This window comes from Myxococcus sp. MH1 (genome assembly GCF_059738865.1).
Window position 1 is genome coordinate 1,839,916 of sequence record NZ_AP026947.1, and the last position, 20,742, is coordinate 1,860,657.

Sequence of the window (20,742 nt, forward strand, 5' to 3'; positions counted from 1 at the left end):
ATGCCGGTGGAAGCGTGCCCGGTGTCATCATCGCGTGGGACGCACAATCCTGGCTATTCATTCCAAAGTAGGAAACCGAGAGCGGCCCCGTCAATGTGAGTGAGGCTCCTTGGGGTGCAGACATGTGAGCTTTCGCAGTCTTGCTGGTTTTACATGCGAATCGGTATGGTTCGCGCGGTCCGGAAAGTCACGCGGTCCATGGAGGATGTGGACGATGGACGCACGGTTCGGGAGCGGCCCCACGCGGGAGCAGGCGGCGCTGTACCGGAGCAGGGGCTGGTGGCGTGACGAGACGGTGCTGGACGACCTGCGTCGTGCCATCCAGAAGCACCCGGACAAGCCGGCCATCGTCGCGGCGCGCTACTTCGCCAAGGACGTCACGCGCATCAGCTACGCGGAGCTGGGACGGTACGCGGAGCGCTTCGCGGGCGCGCTCGTGTCGCTGGGCGTGGCCCGGGGCGAGCTGGTGGCGGTGCAGCTTCCCAACTGGTGGCAGTTCACCGCGCTGGCGCTGGCGTGCGCGCGCATCGGCGCCGTCATCGCGCCCATTCCTCCCGACTACCGACGCCGCGAGGTGGAGTTCATCCTCGGCAGGACGGAATCCTCCGTCTACATCGGACCGCTGAGCTGGAGCGGCCACTCGCACCGGGACATGCTGCGCGAGGCCGTGTCGTCGCTGCCGGCGTTGAAGCACCGCGTCTTCCTCGGCGCGCAGGGCGCCACCCAGCCGGGCGAGCTGGACTTCGAGGCTTGCTTCGTCGAGCGGCGCTGGGAGGACGAAGTCGCCCCGGCGACGTTGGACGCCAGGTCCGCGCGCGCCGACGACATCTGCAATGTCCTCTACACCTCCGGGACGACGGGCGAGCCCAAGGGCGTGGTCCACTCGCACAACACCAACTACGGCATCACCCGCGCCATCGCGGACGTCATGGCCCTGGGCGAGGACGACGTGGTGTGCCTGCCCTCGCTGCTCACCGCCTCCAGCGGATTTACCTACCTGTACTTGATGGCGGTGAACCTGGGGGCGACGGCTGTCTACATGGACGTGGGGGACCCGGAGCTCACGCTGCGCTGCATCCAGGAGCACGGCGTCACGTTCATGTATGGGATTCCCACGTATGTGATGAACGTCATCGCGGCGAAGAAGAAGCGCGGCGGTGAAACATCCTCGCTGCGCCGGCTGTCCACCGGCTCCATCCCCGTGCCGCCGCACCTCATCGCCGCGGTCCGCGAGAGTTTTGGCGTGCCACTGCACACGCTGTGGGGGATGACGGAGAACGGCGCGGTGACGATTACGCGGCGCGACGACCCGCCGGACTGGCCGTCCCACAGCGACGGGCGCCCGGTGGAGTGGATGGAGGTGCGAATCGTCCCCGCGCTGGCGGAGGACGGCTCGCCCTATCCGGAAGGGACGGGACGGCTGCTCGTCCGGGGCGCGAGCCAGTGCCTGGGCTACTTCAAGCGGGAGGACCTCTACCGCGCGAGCGTGGACGCGGAGGGTTGGTTCGACACGGGGGACCTCGCGCGGGACGACGGGCGCGGGGGCATCCGCATCGTCGGGCGGCTCAAGGACGTCATCTTCCGCTATGGCCAGAAGGTGCCGGTGGTGGAGGTGGAGTCGGCGCTGTACTCGCATCCGAAGGTGAAGGAGGTGGCCGTCATCGGTCACTCCGACGACCGCATCGGCGGCGAGCGGGTGTGCGCGGTGGTGGTGGCGCGCGACGAGGCGCCGACGCTGGACGAGCTGCGCACGCACTTGAAGGGCCTGGGCATGTCCAACCAGTACTGGCCGGACCGGCTGGAGGTGGTGGAGGAGATGCCCAAGACGCCGTCGGGAAAGATTCGCAAGTACCTGCTGCGCGAGCGGCTCAAGGGCCCCACCGCCAAGGTGGGCTGAGGCGTCACCATGAGGAGCACACGTGAGCACTGACACGAGCACCACGCCCCTTCAGCGCCAGCTCGCCGCGTACTGGCGCGAGCTGCTCGGGGCCGAGGTGGTGAGGCCGCAGGACCACTTCCTGGAGGTGGGCGGCAACTCGCTGATGGCGACGATGCTCGCCAACCGCATCGAGGAGGAGCTGGGCGTCCAGCTCTCCATGGTGGACCTGTTCGACACGCTGGAGCACGTCACCGCGGTCTGCGAGGAGCAGCTGCGCGAGCAGGGCCGCACCTTCCCCGCGGCTTGAAGTCCCGCCCGGGCAGTCCCCGGGCACACGCCTCACGCCTCACGCCTTCGCGAAGTGAAGCGACCTGTCCGTGTCGTGGGGCTTCGTGTCTTCGAGATCTGCTTCCTTGAGTTGAGGTGTCGACATGTCCGCGAATGAGTCGAAGCCCGCGAGCCCCCGTGCTCGCAGGCCGCCCCCCGTGGTGCCGGTCCGCCGCGAGGGCGCGCCGCCGCTCTCCTTCGCCCAGCGCCGCATGTGGTTCCTCTCGCGGCTGGACCCCTCGGGCTTCGCCTACAACGCGCCGTTCTTCTCGCGGCTGAAGGGCAGGCTGGACGTGGCCGCGCTGGAGCGGGCGCTGACGGAGGTGGTGCGCCGGCACGAGGCGCTGCGGACCACCTTCGCCGAGGTCGCGGGCGAGCCGGTGCAGCACATCTCGCCCGAGGCGACCGTGACGCTGCACGCGGAGCGGGTGCAAGGGGAGAAGGAGGCGCGTCGGCACGCGGAGGAGGAGGCGAGGCGTCCGTTCGACCTGCGCACCGGGCCGATGCTGCGCGCCCGGCTCCTGCGGCTGGGCGAAGACGACCACGTGCTGCTGCTGACCCTGCACCACATCGCGTGCGACGGGTGGTCGCTGTCGCTGCTGGAGCGCGAGCTTCGCGAGCTGTACGGCGCGCTCGTCGAGGGGCGCGAGCCCGCGCTGCCGGCGCTGACGGTGCAGTACGCGGACCACGCGGCGTGGCAGCGGGAGTGGTTGACGGGCGAGGTGCTGGAGACGCAGCTCGCATGGTGGCGAGAGCACCTGGCGGGGGCCTCGCCGGCGCTGGAGCTGCCCACGGACAGGCCGAGGCCCGCGGTGCAGTCGACGCAAGGCGCGGTGCTGGGCGTGCCGCTGCCCGCGGAGCTGATGCGGGCGCTGCACGAGCGGTGCAAGCAGGAGTCGGTGACGCCGTTCATGTGGCTGCTCGCGAGCCTGCAGGTGCTGCTGTCGCGGCACAGCGGCCAGCCGGACGTGGTGGTGGGCACGCCCATCGCGGGGCGCACGCGGCGCGAGGTGGAGGGGCTCATCGGGTTCTTCGCCAACACGCTCGCGCTGCGCACGGACGTGGATGGACACGAGTCCTTCAAGTCGCTGCTCGCGCGGGTGCGCCGCTCGTGCCTGGGGGCGTATCAGCACCAGGACGTGCCCTTCGAGCGACTGGTGGACGCGCTGCGGCCGGTGCGTGACCTGAGCCGCTCGCCGCTGTTCCAGGTGCTGCTCGTCCTGCAGAGCGCGCCGCCGCTGGTGCGACTGCCGGGGCTGGAGTCGCGCGACGCGGACTTCGAGCCCGGCGTGGCCAAGTTCGACCTCACGCTCTTCGTGCGCGAGACGCCGGACGGCTGGATGGGGTTGTGGGAGTACAGCACCGCGCTCTTCGACGAGGCGACGGTGCGCAGGCTCGCGGGGCACTTCGTCCGCTTCCTGCAGGGCGTGGTGGGCGACCCGGAGGCCCGGGTGGGGACGGTCCCGCTCCTGGATGACGAGGAGCGACAGGCGGTGGTGCGGGAGTGGCACTGGAGGCAGGAGTACCGGTCTCCCTCCTGGTTGCTGCATCGGCGCGTGGAAGCCCAGGTGGCGCGCACGCCGCACGCGGTGGCGGTGACGGATGGACGCGAGTCGTTGACGTACGCGCGATTCGAGGCGCGGGCCAATCAGCTCGCGCACCACCTGCGGACGCTGGGGGTGCTCCCGGGTGACGTGGTGGGTCTGTGCTTGGAGCGGGACAGCCTGGACCTGCCCGTGGCGGTGCTGGCGACGTTGAAGGCGGGCGCTGCGTGCATGCCCCTGGATGCGAGCTACCCACGGGAGCGACTGGCCCGGATGCTCGAGGACGTGGGCGCGCCGGTGGTGCTGGCGCACTCGTCGCTGGAGGCCGTGCTTCCTCCGGAGGGTGCATCGCGTCGGGTGCGATTGGATGAGCAGGCCGAGCGAATCGCCGAGGCGTCCACGCTGGCGCCCGCGTGGGTGCTGTCTCCCGTCACGCCCTGCTACGTCCTCTTCACGTCCGGGAGCACGGGCCGGCCCAAGGGCGTGACGATGTCCCACGGCGCGCTGGACACGCTGGTGCGCTGGCAGCTCGAGAGCACGGCGGCGCCGCGCGCGCGGACGTTGCAGTTCAGCGCGTTGAGCTTCGACGTGTCGTTCCAGGAGATGCTGTGCACGTGGTGCGAGGGCGGGACGCTGGTGCTCGTCTCGGCCACGACGCGGCAGGACCCGGCCCTGTTGCTCGCGCACATGCGGGAGCATGGCGTGGAGCGGCTCTTCCTGCCGTACGTCGCGCTCCAGTCACTGGCCGAGCGAGCCCGGCACGAGCCGGCGCTCCCTCCGTTGAGGCAGGTGGTGACGGCGGGCGAGCCGCTGCAGGTGACGCCCGCGGTGGTGTCGTTCTTCGAGCGGCTGCCCGGGTGCGTGCTGGAGAACCAGTACGGTCCGACGGAGTCGCACGTGGTGACGGCCTGGAGGGCGGAGGGCCCGCCGTCGACGTGGCCCGCGCTCCCCCCGGTAGGCAAGCCCATCACGCTCGCGACGGTGTTCGTGCTGGATGCGTTCGGAGAACCGTGTCCCATCGGCGTCACGGGAGAGGTGTACCTGGGAGAACGGAGCCTCGCGCACGGCTACTGGGGACGTCCGGAGTTGACGGCGGAGCGCTTCGTCCCCAGTGCGGTGCAGGGTCATCGAGACGGGAGGCGCCTGTACCGCACGGGTGACCGGGGACGGTGGCTCGCGGATGGGAACCTGGAGCTCCAGGGGCGCTCGGACGAGCAGGTGAAGGTGCGTGGCTTCCGCGTGGAGCCCGGCGAGGTCGAGGTCGCCCTGAAGGCAGTCGAGGGCGTGGAGGACGCGGCGGTGGTGGCGCGTGTCTCCGAGCGGGGTGGGAAGCAACTGGTGGGCTACGTCGTCGCGACGGGCGCCTGGGATGCCGAGGCGCTGAAGCGTCGTCTCGCGAAGCGGCTGCCCGAGTACATGGTGCCCTCGGTGCTGGTGCCGCTGGAGGCCCTGCCGCTGACGCCGAGCGGGAAGGTGAATCGCCGGGCATTGCCCCGGCTGGAGTCAGCACGAGAAGAGCCGGGTACGCGCTACGAAGCGCCGCGCACCGCGATGGAGGAGATGCTCGCGAACGTGTGGCGCGAGGTGCTGGGCGTGCCGCGTGTCGGCGTGCGAGATGACTTCTTCGCGCTGGGTGGACACTCGCTGCTGGCGACGCGCGTGGTGTCGCGTCTGCGGGACGAGCTGGGCCACGACGTCCCCGTGCGACTGTTGTTCGAGGTGCCCACGGTGGAGGCGCTGGCCGAGCGACTGGGCACGACGGCGGGCGGGAGTCCGCGGCGCCCCTCGCTGACTCGCGGGGACCGACCGGTGGACCCACCGCTGTCGTTCGCGCAGCGACGGCTGTGGTTCCTCGCGCAGCTGGATGCGGGCGGACACTCGTACAACCTGCCCTTCGTCGTCCGGCTCCAGGGGGCGGTGGACGCGCGTGTCCTGGAGCAGGCCCTCACGCAGGTGGTGCGCAGACACGAGGCGCTGCGCACGAGCTTCGTGGAGGTGGGCGGAGAGCCCGTGCAGCGCATCGCCCCGAACGCGGCAATCTCCCTGTGCGTGACGTCCGTCGAGGACGCCGTCGACGTGGAGGCGGCGGTGCATGAGCAGGTGGTTCGCGAGGTCCAGTCGCCCTTCGATGTGACGCGAGGCCCGCTGCTCCGGGCGAGCCTGTTGAGGGCGGGCCGGGACGAGCAGGTGCTGGTGGTGGTGCTGCACCATCTGGTGGCGGATGGCTGGTCGCTCGGCGTGCTTACGCGGGAGCTGGAGTCGCTGTACGTCGGGGCGGAGCTGCCTGAGTTGCCGGTGCAGTACGCGGACTATTCGGCGTGGCAGCAGGACTGGTTGAAGGGCGAGGTGGAGTCCGCGCAGCTCGCGTGGTGGGGCGAGGGGTTGAAGGGCGCGCCGCCAGTGTTGGAGCTGCCCACGGACAGGCCGAGGCCGCCGGTGCAGGGCTACCGGGGCGCGAGCGTGCCAGTGCGGCTGTCCGCGGAGCTGAGCGAGTCCCTGCGACAGCTGGGGCGGCGCGAAGGTTTGACGCTGTACATGACGCTGCTGGCGGGCTTCCAGGTGCTGCTGGCGCGCTACAGCGGACAGTGGGACGTGGTGGTGGGTTCACCGGTGTCGGGTCGCTCGGCGAGGGAGACGGAGGGCCTCATGGGCTTCTTCGTCAACACGCTGGCCCTGCGGGGGCAGCCGGATGCGGCGCGCTCCTTCGAGGTGTTCCTGCGTCAGACGAAGGAGTCGGTGCTCGGGGCGCTCGCGCACCAGGACGTGCCCTTCGAGCGACTGGTGGAGCACCTTCGTCCGGAGCGGGACCTGAGCCGCTCGCCGCTGTTCCAGGTGCTCTTCACGTTGCAGGACGCCGCGCCGCTGTTGTCGTTGCCCGGTGTCACCGCGAGCCCCTGGGACTTCGCGAGCACCATCGCCAAGTTCGACCTGGAGTTGTTGCTGGTCGATGCCCCCGGCGCGAGCGTCGAGGGCCAGTTCATCTACAACGCGGACCTCTTCGATTCGTCCACGGTGCAGCGAATCGCCGCGTGTTTCCTGGAGCTGTTGTCGAGCCTGTCCGCCCGTCCCCAGGCTCGACTGTCGACGCTGCCCCTGCTGCCCGCGGAGGACCGTGCGCGACTGTTGGTCGAGTGGAACCAGACGGCGGTCGAGTTCCCGCGTGAGGCGTGTGTCCACCACCTCTTCGACGAGCAGGTGGCGCTGCGCCCCGACGCGGTGGCGCTGGAGTTCGGTGACGAGCGGCTCACCTATCGGGAGCTGGAGGCACGAGCCAATCAGCTCGCCTGGGCCTTGAGGGCGCGCGGCGTCGGCGTGGACGTGCTGGTGGCGGTGTGTCTGGACCGCTCGGTGGAGCTCATCGTGTCGCTGCTGGCCATCCTCAAGGCCGGTGGCGCGTACGTGCCGCTCGACCCCAGCTACCCGGCGAAGCGACTGGAGCAGATGCTGGAGGACTCGGCGCCGCGGTTGCTCATCACCACCCGGGTCCTCCTGGAGCAGCTGCCTCGGGAGGGACGTCCCGAGCTGATGTTGCTGGAGGAGGAGCGGCTGGACGGACAGCCGACGACGGCGCCGCGCATGCCGGTGTCGGGACGCAATCTGGCGTACGTGGACTTCACGTCCGGGAGCACGGGCCGTCCCAAGGGCGTGGCGGTGGAGCACCGGGGCGTGCTGCGGCTCTTGTACGGCGCGCCCTACGCGAAGCTGGGACCGGAGGAGACGTTCCTGCTCATCGCGCCCATCTCCTTCGACGCGTCGACGTTGGAGGTCTGGGGGCCCCTGTGTCTCGGCGGAAGACTGGTGGTCTTCCCGCCGCGCTCTCCGAGTGACCTGGACCTCCTGTCCGAGGTGCTCCGTCGGCACTCGGTGACGTTGCTGCACCTGACGTCGGGCTTGTTCAGCCAGATGGTGGAGCTGGGGCTGGAGGGGCTGAAGACGGTGCGTCAGCTCCTGACGGGCGGCGACGTGGTGTCCGCGCCGCACGTGAGGCGCTCGCTGGAGGAGCTGCGCATCCCGGTGACGGCCTGCTACGGGCCCACGGAGAGCACGCTCTTCACCTCGACGCATCGGATGACGCGAGTGGAGGACGTGGGGACGTCGGTGCCCATCGGCCGGCCCATCGGCAACACGCAGGTCTACATCCTGGATGAAGGGATGGAGCCGGTGCCCGTGGGCGTGGCGGGAGAGCTGTTCATCGGTGGCGATGGACTGGCCCGAGGCTATCTGCGCCAGCCCGACGTGACGGCGGACCGCTTCATCCCGAATCCCTTCAGCGCGGCGCCGGGAGAGCGCCTCTACCGCACGGGGGACCTGGCGCGGTGGCGCCCGGACGGGGTGCTGGAGTTCCTGGGGCGACGCGACAGCCAGGTGAAGGTGCGGGGCTATCGCATCGAGCTGGCCGAGGTGGAGGCGGCGTTGCTCGCGCATCCCTCGGTGAAGGAGGGGCTCGTGGTGGTGCGGGACGGAGCCGGCGGCAAGCGGCTGGTCGCGTACTACGTCGAGCAGCAAGGGCCCGAGACGCTGAAGGTGCGCGACTGGCTGAAGCAGAAGCTGCCCGAGTTCATGGTGCCCTCGGCCTTCGTGCGACTACAGGCGTTGCCGCTGACGGCCAACGGGAAGGTGGACCGCAGGGCCTTGCCGTCGCCGGACCAGGAGGGGCCGGGCATCGAGGAGGTGCAGAGTCCTCGGACGGTGATGGAGTCACTGGTCGCGCGCATCTGGACACCGCTGCTCGGCGTGGCGCGGGTCGGCGTGAAGGACGACTTCTTCGCGTTGGGGGGCCACTCACTGCTGGCGACGCGCGTGGTGTCGCGACTGCGGGAGGCACTGGGGCGTGACGTGCCGGTGCGGTGGTTGTTCGAGACGTCCACGGTGGAGGCGCTGGCGGAGCGACTGGAGGGGCTGACGGCGCGAGGCTCCGGTGCGAGCCTCTCCGTGCCGTCGCGCGTGCCGAGGCTCGCGGGGATGCCGCTGTCGTTCGCGCAGCAGCGTCTGTGGTTCCTGGGGAAACTCGACGCGGGCGGGTATTCGTACAACCTGCCGTTCGTCGTGGGCCTGAGTGGCCCGCTGGACGTGGAGTTGTTGGAGCGGGCGCTCGCGGAGGTCGTGCGGCGACACGAGTCGCTGAGGACGACATTCGAGGAGGTGGAGGGACAGCCGGTGCAGCGCATCGCCTCCGAGGCGGTGGTGCGGCTCGCGGTGGCCTCCGTGCAGGGCGAGCTGCGTGACGCGGTGGAGAGGCTCGCGCGCGAGCCGTTCGACCTGGGCGCGGGGCCGCTGCTGCGGGCGACGCTGTTGAAGTCGAGCGAGCGTGAGCACGTGCTGGTGCTGGTGGTGCACCACATCGTGGCCGACGGCTGGTCGATGGGGGTGCTCGCGAAGGAGCTGGAGTCGCTCTACGGCGTGATCGCTGAGCCGCTGCCGGAGCTGCCGGTGCAGTACGCGGACTACGCGGTCTGGCAGCGCGAGCGGTTGCAGGGCGAGGTGCTGGAGGAACAGTTGTCCTGGTGGAGGGCGAGGCTGACAGGAGCGCCCGAGGTGTTGGAGGTGCCGACGGACCGGCCGAGGCCCGCGGTGCAGCGCTACCGAGGGGCGACGGTGGAGGTGGGCCTGCCCTCCGAGCTGAGTGAGAAGCTGAAGCGCCTGAGCCGACAGGAGGGCGCGACGCTGTACATGACGCTGCTGGCGGGCTTCCAGGTGCTGCTGGCGCGCTACAGCGGACAGTGGGACGTGGTGGTGGGCTCACCGGTGTCGGGCCGCACGGTGAAGGAGGTGGAGGGACTCATCGGCTTCTTCGTGAACACGCTGGTGGTGAGGACGGAGGCGGCGGGAGAGCTGACGTTCCGGGAGATGTTGGGACGGGTGAAGGAGTCGGTGCTCGGTGCGTTCGGTCACCAGGAGGTGCCGTTCGAGAAGCTGGTGGAGGCGCTGCAGGCGACGCGTGACACGAGTCGGGCTCCGTTGGTCCAGGTGGCCTTCGGCTTGAACGGGCCGGCGCGGCTGCCCGCGTTGAGAGGCCTGAAGGCGTCGGAGGTGAAGTACGAGCCCGGGATGGCGAAGTTCGACTTCGCGCTCTCCGTCCGGGAGGACGCGGAGGACCTCACGGGCTTCTGGGAGCTGAACACGGACCTGTTCGAGGTCTCCACCGTGGAGCGGATGGCCGCGCACTATCAGCAGGTGCTGGAGGCGGCCGTGGCGGACCCCGAGGCGCGAGTGGGGACGCTGCCCCTGTCGGGACATCGCGAGGTGCCGGAGAAGGTGGACGTCGCGCGCATCCAGGCGCGTCGGCTCGAGCGTGTGGCGCGCGACTCCGTGCCCGAGGGTTTCATCGCGCCTCGGACGGGCTTCGAGGAGCTGGTGGCGGGCGTCTGGGCGCCGCTGCTGGGCGTGAAGCATGTGAGCGCGGAGGCCCACTTCTTCGAGCAGGGGGGGCACTCGCTGCTGGTGATGCAGGTGGCCTCTCGGCTGGGTGACGTGCTCGGGCGAGACGTCCCCGTGCGGACGCTCTTCGAGAACCCCACGGTGTCCTCGCTCGCGAGGAGCCTGGAGACCCTGGTCCGTGGAGGGCCTGGAGCGGAGCGTTCCGCGCTGCTGCCCGTGCCGCGCATCGGCGCCTTGCCGCAGTCGTTCGCGCAGCAGCGCCTGTGGTTCCTGGACCGCTTGGAGCCCGACAGCCCGCTCTACAACATCCCGCTCGCGCTGCGACTCGAAGGCGCGCTCGAGGTCAGTGCCTTGGAGCGTGCCTTCGAGTCGCTGGTCCGCCGCCACGAATCCCTGCGGACGACCTTCCATCAAGAAGGGCAGGGCGCGGTTCAGTCCATCCAGGCCGCGGGCCCCGTGGCGCTGCCTGTGGTGGACCTGGGTGGCGTGTCCGGGGTTCGTCGTGAGCAGGAGGCGTTGCGGCTGGCCGTCGAGGAGGGACGTCGCCCGTTCGACCTGGGCAGGGGACCGCTGCTGCGAGCGACGTTGTTGAAGCTGGGCGAGCACGAGCACGTGCTGGTGCTGGTGGTGCACCACATCGTGGCGGACGGCTGGTCGATGGGGGTGCTCACGAAGGAGCTGGAGGCGCTCTACGGCGCGCATGTGAGAGGCGAGGCCGCGACGTTGCCGGAGCTGCCGGTGCAGTACGCGGACTACGCCGTCTGGCAGCGAGAGTGGTTGCGGGGGGAGGTGTTGGAGGATCAGCTGTCCTGGTGGAGGGCGAGGCTGACAGGAGCGCCCGAGGCGCTGGAGGTGCCGACGGACCGTCCGAGGCCGAAGGTGCAGAGCTACCGAGGCGCGAGCGCTCCGGTGCGATTCTCGCGGGATCTGAGCGAGAAGCTGAAGCGCCTGAGCCGACAGGAGGGCGTGACGCTGTACATGACGCTGCTGGCGGGCTTCCAGGTCTTGCTGGCTCGCTACAGCGGACAGTGGGACGTGGTCGTGGGCTCGCCGGTGTCGGGCCGCGCGGTGAAGGAAGTCGAAGGGCTCATCGGCTTCTTCGTGAACACGCTGGTGGTGCGCACGGAGGCGGCGGAGGAGCTGACGTTCCGGGAGATGCTGGGACGGGTGAAGGACGCCGTCCTCGGAGCGCTGACGCATCAAGAGGTGCCGTTCGAGAAGCTGGTGGACGCGCTGCAGGTGAGCCGTGACCTGAGCCGCTCGCCGTTGGTGCAGGTGTCCTTCGCGCTCCAGACGGCGCCCGTGGGTGAGCTGTCCTTGCCGGGGCTCACCGCGCGCACGCTGGACCTGGGAACGAGGACCGCCAAGTTCGACCTCGCCCTGGCCCTGCGGGAGGACGAGGAGGGACTGGTCGGCGCCTGGGAGTTCAACACGGACCTGTTCAAGACGGCGACCGTGGAGCGGATGACCGTGCACCTCCTGCGCTTGCTGGACGTGGCGGCGGAGGTGCCGGAGGCGAAGCTGAATGCGCTCCCGATGCCGGGCCATCGCGAGCCGTCACGGAAGGTCACGGGCGCGCGCATCTCCGCCCGGGGCAAGGCGCAGGGCTCCCAGGCGGAAGGCTTCATCGCGCCGAGGACGGCGATGGAGACGCGGGTCGCGGAGGTCTGGGAGCCCTTGTTGGGCGTGGGGCGCATCGGCGCCGAGGACCACTTCTTCGAGAAGGGCGGCCACTCGTTGCTGGTGATGCAGGCGGCGTCCCGTCTGCGTGAGGCGCTGGGCGTCGAGGTCCCGGTGCGGATGCTGTTCGAGTCCCCCACCGTGTCCTCGCTCGCGGAGAGCCTGGAGGGATGGGTCCGAGGGGGCACGACGCCTCGAAGCCCGGTGCTCGTCCAGTCGACACGAGACGAAGCCCCGCCGCTCTCCTTCGCCCAGCAACGCCTGTGGTTCCTCGATCGACTGGAGCCGAACAGCCCGCTCTACAACATCGCCCTGGCGCTGACGCTGGAGGGTGCGCTCGAGGTCGGAGCGTTGGAGCGCTCGTTCCAGGAACTGGTCCGGCGCCACGAGTCTCTTCGGACCACCATCCGCCAGACCGAGCAGGGCGCGGTGCAGCACATCGACCCCGCCGCCTCCATCCAGGTGTCCCGGGTGGACCTGACGGGCCTGCCCCCGGAAGAGCGAGCACGAGAAGCGCTGCGACTGGGGACCCAGGAGGAGCAGCGTCCGTTCGACCTCGTCACGGGGCCGTTGCTGCGAGTGACGCTGCTGAAGCTGGGCGAGCACGAGCACGAGCACGTGCTGGTGCTGGTGGTGCACCACATCGTGGCCGACGGCTGGTCGATGGGCGTGCTCACGAAGGAGCTGGAGGCGCTCTACGGCGCGGACGTGAGAGGCGAGGCCGCGACGCTGCCGGAGCTGCCGGTGCAGTACGCCGACTACGCGGTCTGGCAGCGTGAGCGACTGAAGGGCGAGGCGCTGGAGGAGCAGCTGTCGTGGTGGAAGGAGCGGCTGACGGGAGCCCCCGAGTACCTGGAGGTCTCGACGGACCGTCCGAGGCCCGCGGTACAGAGCTTCCGCGGCGCCGCCGTGCCGGCGCGACTCTCTCCGGCCTTGAGCGAGAAGCTGAAGCACCTGAGCCGACAGGAGGGCGCGACGCTGTACATGACGCTGCTGGCGGGCTTCCAGGTGCTGCTGGCGCGCTACAGCGGACAGTGGGACGTGGTGGTGGGCTCGCCGGTGTCGGGGCGCACGGTGAAGGAGGTGGAGGGGCTCATCGGCTTCTTCGTGAACACGCTGGTGGTGAGGACGGAGGCGGCCGGAGAGCTGACGTTCCGGGAGATGTTGGGACGGGTGCGGGAGTCGGTGCTCGGCGCGTTCGGTCACCAGGAGGTCCCGTTCGAGAAGCTGGTGGATGCGTTGCAGTTGAGTCGCGACCTGAGCCGCTCGCCGTTGGTGCAGGTGTCCTTCGCGCTCCAGACGGCGCCCGTGGGTGAGCTGTCCTTGCCGGGGCTCACGCAGCGACCGTTGGACCTGGGTTCGCAGGTGGCCAAGTTCGACCTCGCCCTGGCCCTGCGGGAGGACGCGGAGGGGCTGGCGGGGTACTGGGTCTTCAACACGCACCTGTTCGACCGCGCGGCCATCGAGCGCATGGCGGACCACTTCCAGTCGCTCCTGGAGGCCGCGGTCGAAGTGCCGGAGACGAAGCTGAGCGAGCTGGCGATGCCGGGGCATCGCGAGGTGCCGGTGAAGCACCCTGTGTCGCGCATCCAGGTCGGACGCTCCACGAGGTCGGAGTCGCGACAGGTGACGGAGAGCTTCATCGCGCCGAGGACAGCGATGGAGGAGTTGGTCGTGGAGACCTGGGCCCCGCTGCTGGACGTGAAGCGAATCAGCGCCGAGGACAATTTCTTCGAGCGCGGTGGACACTCGTTGCTGGTGATGCAGGTGGCCTCGCGCTTGCGCAAGGTGCTGGGGCGCGACGTGCCGGTGCGCCTGCTCTTCGAGGCGCCCACGGTGTCCGCCCTCGCCGCGAAGCTGGAGTCGCTGGTGCGCGGCGGAGGCGGGACGGGGCGGCCGGAGCTCGTCCCCGTGACGCGGGTCGAGGGGATGCCGCAGTCCTTCGCGCAGCAGCGCCTGTGGTTCCTGGACCGCCTGGAGCCCGGGGGCTCGCTCTACAACATCGCCTTCGGGATGCGCTTGGAGGGAGACCTCGACGTCGCGGCGCTGGAGCGCGCCTTCAACACGCTCATCCAGCGTCACGAGTCGCTGCGAACCACCTTCCAGCAGGAGGCACGGGGGGCGGTGCAGCACATCCACGCCTCCGCGGCGCTGGTGCTGCCGGTGGTGGACCTGAGTGGGCTGACGCTTGAGGCCCGCGAGCAGGAAGCCCTGCGTCTGGGCGCGGAGGACAGCCGTCGTCCGTTCGACCTCGTCGCGGGCCCGCTGCTGCGCGTGACGCTGTTGAAGCTGAGCGAGCGGGAGCACGTGCTGGTGCTGGTGGTGCACCACATCGTGTCCGACGCCTGGTCCATGAGTGTGCTCGCGAAGGAGCTGGAGACGCTCTATGGCGCATACGTGAGGGGGGAGTCCGCGACGCTGCCGGAGCTGCCAGTGCAGTACGCCGACTACGCGGTCTGGCAGCGTGAGTGGTTGAAGGGTGAGGTGCTGGACGAGCAGCTGTCGTGGTGGAAGACGCGGCTGTCGGGAGCGCCGGAGTACCTGGAGGTCCCGACGGACCGCCCGAGGCCGCCGGTGCAGAGCTACCGGGGCGCGAGCGTCCCGGTGCGGTTCTCGCGGGAGCTGAGCGAGAAGTTGAAGCGCTTGAGCCAGAAGGAGGGCACGACGCTCTTCATGACGCTGCTGGCGGGGTTCCAGGTGCTGCTTGCGCGCTACACCGGACAGTGGGACGTGGTCGTGGGCTCGCCGGTGTCGGGCCGCACGGTGAAGGAGGTGGAAGGACTCATCGGCTTCTTCGTGAACACGCTGGTGCTGCGCACGGAGGCGACGGGGGCGCTGACGTTCCTGGAGCTGTTGGGGCGCGTGAAGGAGTCCGTGCTCGGTGCGTTCAGCCACCAGGAGACGCCATTCGAGAAGCTGGTGGAGGCGCTGAGCCCGAAGCGGGACATGAGCCGCGCTCCCGTGGTCCAGGTGGTGTTCCACCTGCTGAACACGCCGTCCGGAGACCTGTCCCTGCGGGGACTCACGCAGCGTCCCCTGGACCTGGGACTGAAGGCCGCGAAGGTGGACCTGTCGCTGGGCCTGCGGGAGACGGCCGATGGAATCGACGGCCTCCTCGAGTTCGGCGCGGACCTGTACGACGTCTCGACCATGGCCCGCTTCTCCGAGCACCTGGTCCGGTTGATGGAGGCCGCGGTGGAGGCGCCGCGGACGCGCCTGTGGGACCTCCCGCTCCTGTCCGGGGCCGCGCACGGTGAGCTGCTCACCCAGCAAGGCCACGCGGAACCCTCCGAAGGCGAGTGCCTGCATCGCCTCTTCTCTGCCCAGGCCGCGCGCACGCCCGACGGCGTCGCGGTGGAGATGGACGGACAGCGGCTGTCCTACGCGGAGCTCGACCTGCGCTCCCAGGCGTTGGCGGTGTTGCTGCGCGAGCGGGGTGTGGGGCCCGACATGGTGGTGGGCCTGTGTCTGCGGCCGGGCTTCGAGTGGGTGGTGGCGATGCTCGCCATCCTCAAGGCGGGAGGCGCCTACCTGCCGCTGGACCCCGACCATCCGACGGAGCGGCTCGCTTACCTGCTGAACGACTCCGGAGTGCGGCTGCTGGTGTCCCGCTCGGAAGAGGCTTCGCGGCTCGACTACTCGGGAGACACTGTGTTGTTGGACCGGGTGGTGGTGCCGGAGGGCCGCGCGGGCGAGGTGGCGCCCGAGGTCACGGCGCGAAACCTCGCGTATGTCATCTACACGTCCGGCAGCACGGGCCGCCCGAAGGGCACGCTCCTGGAGCACCGTGGCGCGGCGAATCTGGCGCGGTCCTTCCCCACGGTGCTCGGAGGGCTGGGGCCAGGAGACCGCGTGTTGCAGTTCGCGCCCGTGAGCTTCGATGGCTCGGTGGCGGAGCTCATCCCCACGTTGTTGAACGGGGCGACGTTGTGCCTGGCGCGTCGCGAGCAGATGTCACCCGGCAGCCCGTTGACGGAGCTCCTCGCGCGGGAGCGAATCACGGTGACGATCCTCCCGCCCTCCGTGCTCGCGGTGTCCCCGGTGGTGGAGTTGCCCGCGCTTCGGGTCCTGCTCTCCGCGGGCGAGGCGTGCAACGCGGAGTTGGTGGCGCGCTGGAGCCCCGGGCGTCGCTTCGTCAACGGCTATGGCCCCACGGAAGGGACGGTGTGCGGCACCTGGGGTGAGTGCTTCGCGGGCGCCCGGCTCACGATTGGCCGGCCGTTGCACAACGTGGTCGTGAGGGTGATGGACGAGGCGGGGCACCTGGTGCCGCCCGGTGTCTGGGGTGAGCTGTATCTCGGAGGGATGGGGCTCGCGCGAGGCTACCTGGGCCGACCCGACCTGACGGCGGAGCGCTTCGTCCCGGACCCGTACGCGGACGGAGGCCGCCTGTACCGCACGGGCGACGTGGTGCGCATGCTGGAGGACGGACGGCTCGAGTACCTGCGTCGAGCCGATACCCAGGTGAAGGTGCGTGGCGTGCGCATCGAGCCGGGCGAGGCGAACGCGGCGCTCGCGACGTGCCCGGGAGTGCGGTCGTCCGTCGTCATGGGCCGCGCGGACACTCCGGGGGACATGCGACTGGTGGCCTACGTGGTGCCCGAGGAGGACGTCACGCTGACGGTGGACGTGCTGCGAGCGTGGATGAAGCGCACGCTCCCGGAGGCGCTGATTCCGTCAGCCTTCGTGCTGTTGCGCGAGCTGCCCCTCACGCCGAACGGGAAGCCGGACTGGAAGGCGCTCCCCGCGCCGGAGTCGAGTCGCCCGGAGCTCAGTGGCGGCTACGTGGCGCCCCGGGAGGGACTGGAGGCCGTGCTCGCGCGACTCATCGCGGAGGTGCTGGGGCTGGACCGCGTGGGCGCGGGAGACAACTTCTTCGACCTGGGTGGCAACTCGCTGCTGTTGCAGACGCTCCAGGTGAAGGTGGAGGCGGAGCTGTCGCGCAAGGTGCCGTTGGTGTCCCTGCTCCAGTTCCCCTCCGTGCGAGCGCTGGCCGAGCACCTGTCCCCGACGCAGGAGGCGCCGAAGTCTCCGTCGACGGCGGAGAACCGGCGCGAGGGACTCCAGCGGCTCGCGCGCCAGCGGCGTCAGCGGCCGGGCTCGGATTAGGGCAGCAGCCGCGCCAGCTTCGCTCCGAGCACCTCGACGTGAGGTGCCTGGAGCATCGTGTAGTGGTCGCCAGGAGTGATGTCCACGCGCGTCGCCGCGCCCAGGTCCAGCCAGCCCAGCTCGGGGTGTGGAGGGAACCCCGGGGGCGGACGTCGGGCGCGGAAGTACTGGACCTCTCCTCCCTCCCAGCGCGGTGGCGTGTAGAGGCTCAGGGCCCGGGAGTTCGCTCGCAGCACGTCGAGCTGCCGACGCGCGTCCTCGACGGTGGCGAAGGGCGGCGCGAGACCTTGGCGCTCCGCCTCCTCCTGGATCCTGCGGAACTGCTCCTCCACGGGGAGGTCCTCGGGCCACTTCGCGGCGGGGTCGAACATCTCCCCCGCGCGGAAGGCGAGCAGGGATATCCGGTCGGCGAGCTCGGTGGAGAAGGAGCCAGGAGGCGGCGTGTCCAACAGCGCGCACAGGGGCACGGCCTCGCCTTCGGCCGACAGGCGCCGCGCCATCTCGTAGACGATGGTGCCGCCCAGTGAGGCGCCGATGAGCAGGTAGGGGCCTGTCGGTCGGATGACTCGGAGCGCGGCGACATAGTGCGCCGCCATCTGCTCCACGGTGGTGAGGCAGGGCTCGTCGCTCTCGAGGCCCACGGCGGAGAATCCGTACACGGACCGGTCGGGCGCGAGCTGTCGGGCCAGCTCCCGATAGAAGAGCACCTGTCCGCCCGCGGCATGCACGAAGAACAGGGGGGCCTTCGAGGACGTGCCGGTCTGAAGCTGGACGACACAGTCGGGGCTCGTCTTCGGTGTCGGGCGAGCACCGCTGATGCGCTCGGCGAGTCGAGCGACGGTGGAGGCTTCCAGCACGGCCTTCAAGGGCAGCTTCGCGCCGAGGCGCTCCTGGATGCGTGCGCTCAGGCGCAAGGCGAGCAGGGAGTCGCCACCCAGCGCGAAGAAGTCATCGTGGATGCCGATGTTGTCGAGGTGGAACGTGAGGCGGAAGCACTCCAGCAGCGTGGCCTCCGTGTCGTCGCGAGGTGGCGCGGCGCGCGAACCCTCGGGCCGTGGTGGCGCGGGCCTGGGTTCTTCACGGGGCCCCACGGAGCGCGGAGTGGCCGTGACGGGTTCAATCCAGTACCGCTCGCGGTCGAAGCTGTAGCCGGGGAGGATGACACGCCGCCGCTGTTCGCCCGCTCGGAAGCGCTCCCAGTCGATGGTGATGCCCGCGAGCCACGCCTCGCCGAGTGACGCGAGCGGATGCGTCGGCTCCTCGGAGGTGTACGGCAACGTGGAGACCACGGGCTGGGTGGAGCGGCTCGGATGGCGTCGGGCGAGCGAGGACAGGGCCGTTCCGGGGCCGACCTCGATGAAGGCTCGCTCCTTGCCCGAGAGCAGCAGGTGCAGGGCCTCCGAGAAGCGCACCGTCTCTCGCAGATGCCGGCACCAGTAGTCGACGGTGACGGCCTCGCGCTCGGTGAGCCAGTCTCCGGTGAGGCTGGAGACGATGGGGAGCTTGGGCGCGCGCGGCTTGATGCGGGACACGACGCGCGCGAAGTCCGGCAGGTGCGGCTCCAACATGAACGAGTGCGCGGCCTGTCCCAGCCGGAGCCGTCGGGCCTCGATGCCTCGCGCGCCGAGCTCCGACTCGAGGGCGTCGAGCGCCTCCAGTGCGCCGGCGATGACACAATCGGAGGGTGTGTTCAGCGCGGCCACGGACAGTCGTGGATGGAGCAGCGCCTCCACCTGGGCCACGGGCGCGAGGACCGCCGTCATCCCACCGGGCGGGAGCTGCTCCATGATTCTTCCGCGCGCGGTGACGAGCTCCAGTGCCTCCTCCAGCGTGAAGACGCCCGCCACACACGCCGCCACGTACTCGCCGAGGGAGTGGCCGAGCAGCGCCTCGGGCTGGACGCCTCGGGCGAGCCACAGCTGCGCGAGCGCCCAGTCGCAGGTGAACAGCGCGGCCTGGGTCCAGAGGGGGCGTGACAGCTCTCGCGCCGCGGTGTCGTAGCGCTCGGCGGGGGCGAACATCACGTCGCGCACGTCCGCGCCGAGAGGACCTCGGAGCAGCGCCGCGCAGCGGTCGATGGCCTGTCGGAAGACGGGTTCGTCGAGCAGCTCCGCGCCCATGTTCACCCGCTGGGAGCCCGCGCCGGGGAACAGGAAGACCGCGCCACGCTTCTCCACCGGGTCGTGGCTCGTGCGTGGACGTTGTCCCGGGTCGCGCAGGCGCGCGGCCGCGTCCTTCGCGGTGCTCGCGGTGACGAAGCGCCGGTGCTCGAAGCGGTGACGTCCGACCTGGAGCGTGTGTGCGAGGTCCGCGAGCGCGTCCTGGGTGTGCTCCAGGTGCTCGGCCAGCTCGGTGGTCATCCGCTCCAGCGCGGCGTCGGAGCGAGCGGAGAGCAGCAGCAGCTCCGTCCCGCGGGACGCAGGTGACGCGGGACTGACAGGGGCCTCCTCGAGCACCACGTGCACGTTGGTGCCGCCCATTCCGAACGAGCTCACGCCCGCGCGGCGCGGCCCGCTGGAGTCCCACGGACGAGGCTCGGCCACGACGTAGAAGGGACTGTCGTCGAGGCCCAGGAGCGGATTGGGCCGACGGAAGTGGACCGTGGGAGGGAGCTGGCGGTGCTCCAGCGCCAGCACGGTCTTGATGAGTCCCGCCACGCCGGCCGCCGAGTCGAGGTGGCCCAGGTTGCTCTTCACCGAGCCCAGGCCGATGGAGCCCGGCGCCACGCCCTCGAACACCTGCTTGAGGGCGGTGACCTCCACCGGGTCGCCCAGTGGCGTGCCCGTGCCATGCGCTTCGACATAGGAGATGGAGCCCGGCTCGACGCCCGCGAGCGCCAGCGCATCACCGATGGCGGTGACCTGTCCGGAGACGGAGGGCGCGGTGAACCCCGCCTTGCCGCTGCCGTCATTGTTGGCGGCCGAGCCGAGGATGACCGCGCGAATGGGGTCGCCATCCGCGAGCGCGTCCTCCAGGCGCTTGAGCAGCACCACGCCCACGCCGTTGCCCGGCACGGTGCCAGCCGCCTGGGCATCGAAGGCGCGGCAGTGTCCGTCGGGCGAGGAGATGCCACCCTCCTGCGTGGGGTAGGCGCTCAACTGCGGCGAGCGCACGGCCGTGCCACCGGCGAGCGCGAGCGTGCACTCGCCCGCGAGCAGCGACTGACACGCGAGGTGCACGGCGGTCAGCGATGTGGAGCACGCCGTCTGCACCGTCATCGCGGGGCCGGTGAGGTTGAGCTTGTAGGCCACGCGCGTCGCCAGGAAGTCGCTGTGCGTGCCGAGGACGCTCTCCGTCCAGTCGCTGGAGCGGCGCTCCATGTTGGGCAGGACGTTCGTCAGCAGATAGCTGCTGAGGGACGCACCGCCGTAGACGCCCACGTGCAGGGGCCGGGCGCGAGCGGTGTAGCCCGCGGCCTCGAGCGCCTCCCAGCAACACTCCATGAAGAGCCGCTGCTGCGGGTCCAACTGCTCGGCCTCGCGCGGTGAGTAGCCGAAGAAGCGCGCATCGAAGAGGTCCGCGCCCTCGATGACACCCGCCGCCGCGACCCACCCCTCTTCCGAGGGATGGCCGGCCCTCGCCCGCTGCTCGGCGTCCAGCACCGTGACGCTGTCGACACCCGAGATGATGTTGGACCAGAAGCTCCGCGCGTCAGAGGCGCCCGGAAAGCGGAGCGACAACCCGATGATGGCGATGGCGGACGCATGCTCACTCATCCCTGAAATAGAGCATGCCCCGCTCCGCGAGTTGAGCCCGCACCACGATATTTCCAGTGGAGTCCCGAGGGGGATGTGCCCCCGCTTGCCATCCCGCGCGGGAGCGGCG

At 70.3% G+C, this 20,742-nt stretch carries 4 protein-coding genes; 3 read left to right on the top strand and 1 reads right to left on the bottom strand.

From position 1 onward, the window contains the following. Positions 1–214 precede the first annotated feature (214 nt). The 3 genes from AC6JA9_RS07630 (at position 215) to AC6JA9_RS07640 (ending at position 16,917) form a co-directional block, all read left to right on the top strand. On the top strand, positions 215–1,897 hold the full coding sequence (locus AC6JA9_RS07630) for an AMP-binding protein (RefSeq protein WP_223746382.1): 1,683 nt from the start codon (positions 215–217) through the stop codon (positions 1,895–1,897). Positions 1,898–1,919: 22 nt separating this feature from the next. After that, entirely contained in the window at positions 1,920–2,186 is a 267-nt protein-coding gene (locus AC6JA9_RS07635) for a phosphopantetheine-binding protein (RefSeq protein WP_254037070.1), read from the top strand. A gap of 124 nt (positions 2,187–2,310) precedes the next feature. Further along, positions 2,311–16,917: a non-ribosomal peptide synthase/polyketide synthase gene (locus tag AC6JA9_RS07640; protein WP_497959355.1), complete on the top strand. Its 14,607-nt coding sequence runs from the start codon at positions 2,311–2,313 to the stop codon at positions 16,915–16,917. Here the strand turns inward: AC6JA9_RS07640 and AC6JA9_RS07645 are convergent. Further along, positions 16,914–20,633 (bottom strand): type I polyketide synthase, encoded by a 3,720-nt coding sequence (locus AC6JA9_RS07645; RefSeq protein ID WP_497959356.1) that lies wholly within the window; start codon positions 20,631–20,633, stop codon positions 16,914–16,916. The genes AC6JA9_RS07640 and AC6JA9_RS07645 overlap by 4 nt on opposite strands. Positions 20,634–20,742 lie beyond the last annotated feature (109 nt).

Coding starts and splice junctions, on each gene's coding strand:
- AC6JA9_RS07630 (WP_223746382.1), top strand. CDS start 215: ATGGACGCACGGTTCGGGAGCGGCCCCACGCGGGAGCAGGCGGCGCTG.
- AC6JA9_RS07640 (WP_497959355.1), top strand. CDS start 2,311: ATGTCCGCGAATGAGTCGAAGCCCGCGAGCCCCCGTGCTCGCAGGCCG.
- AC6JA9_RS07645 (WP_497959356.1), bottom strand. CDS start 20,633: ATGAGTGAGCATGCGTCCGCCATCGCCATCATCGGGTTGTCGCTCCGC.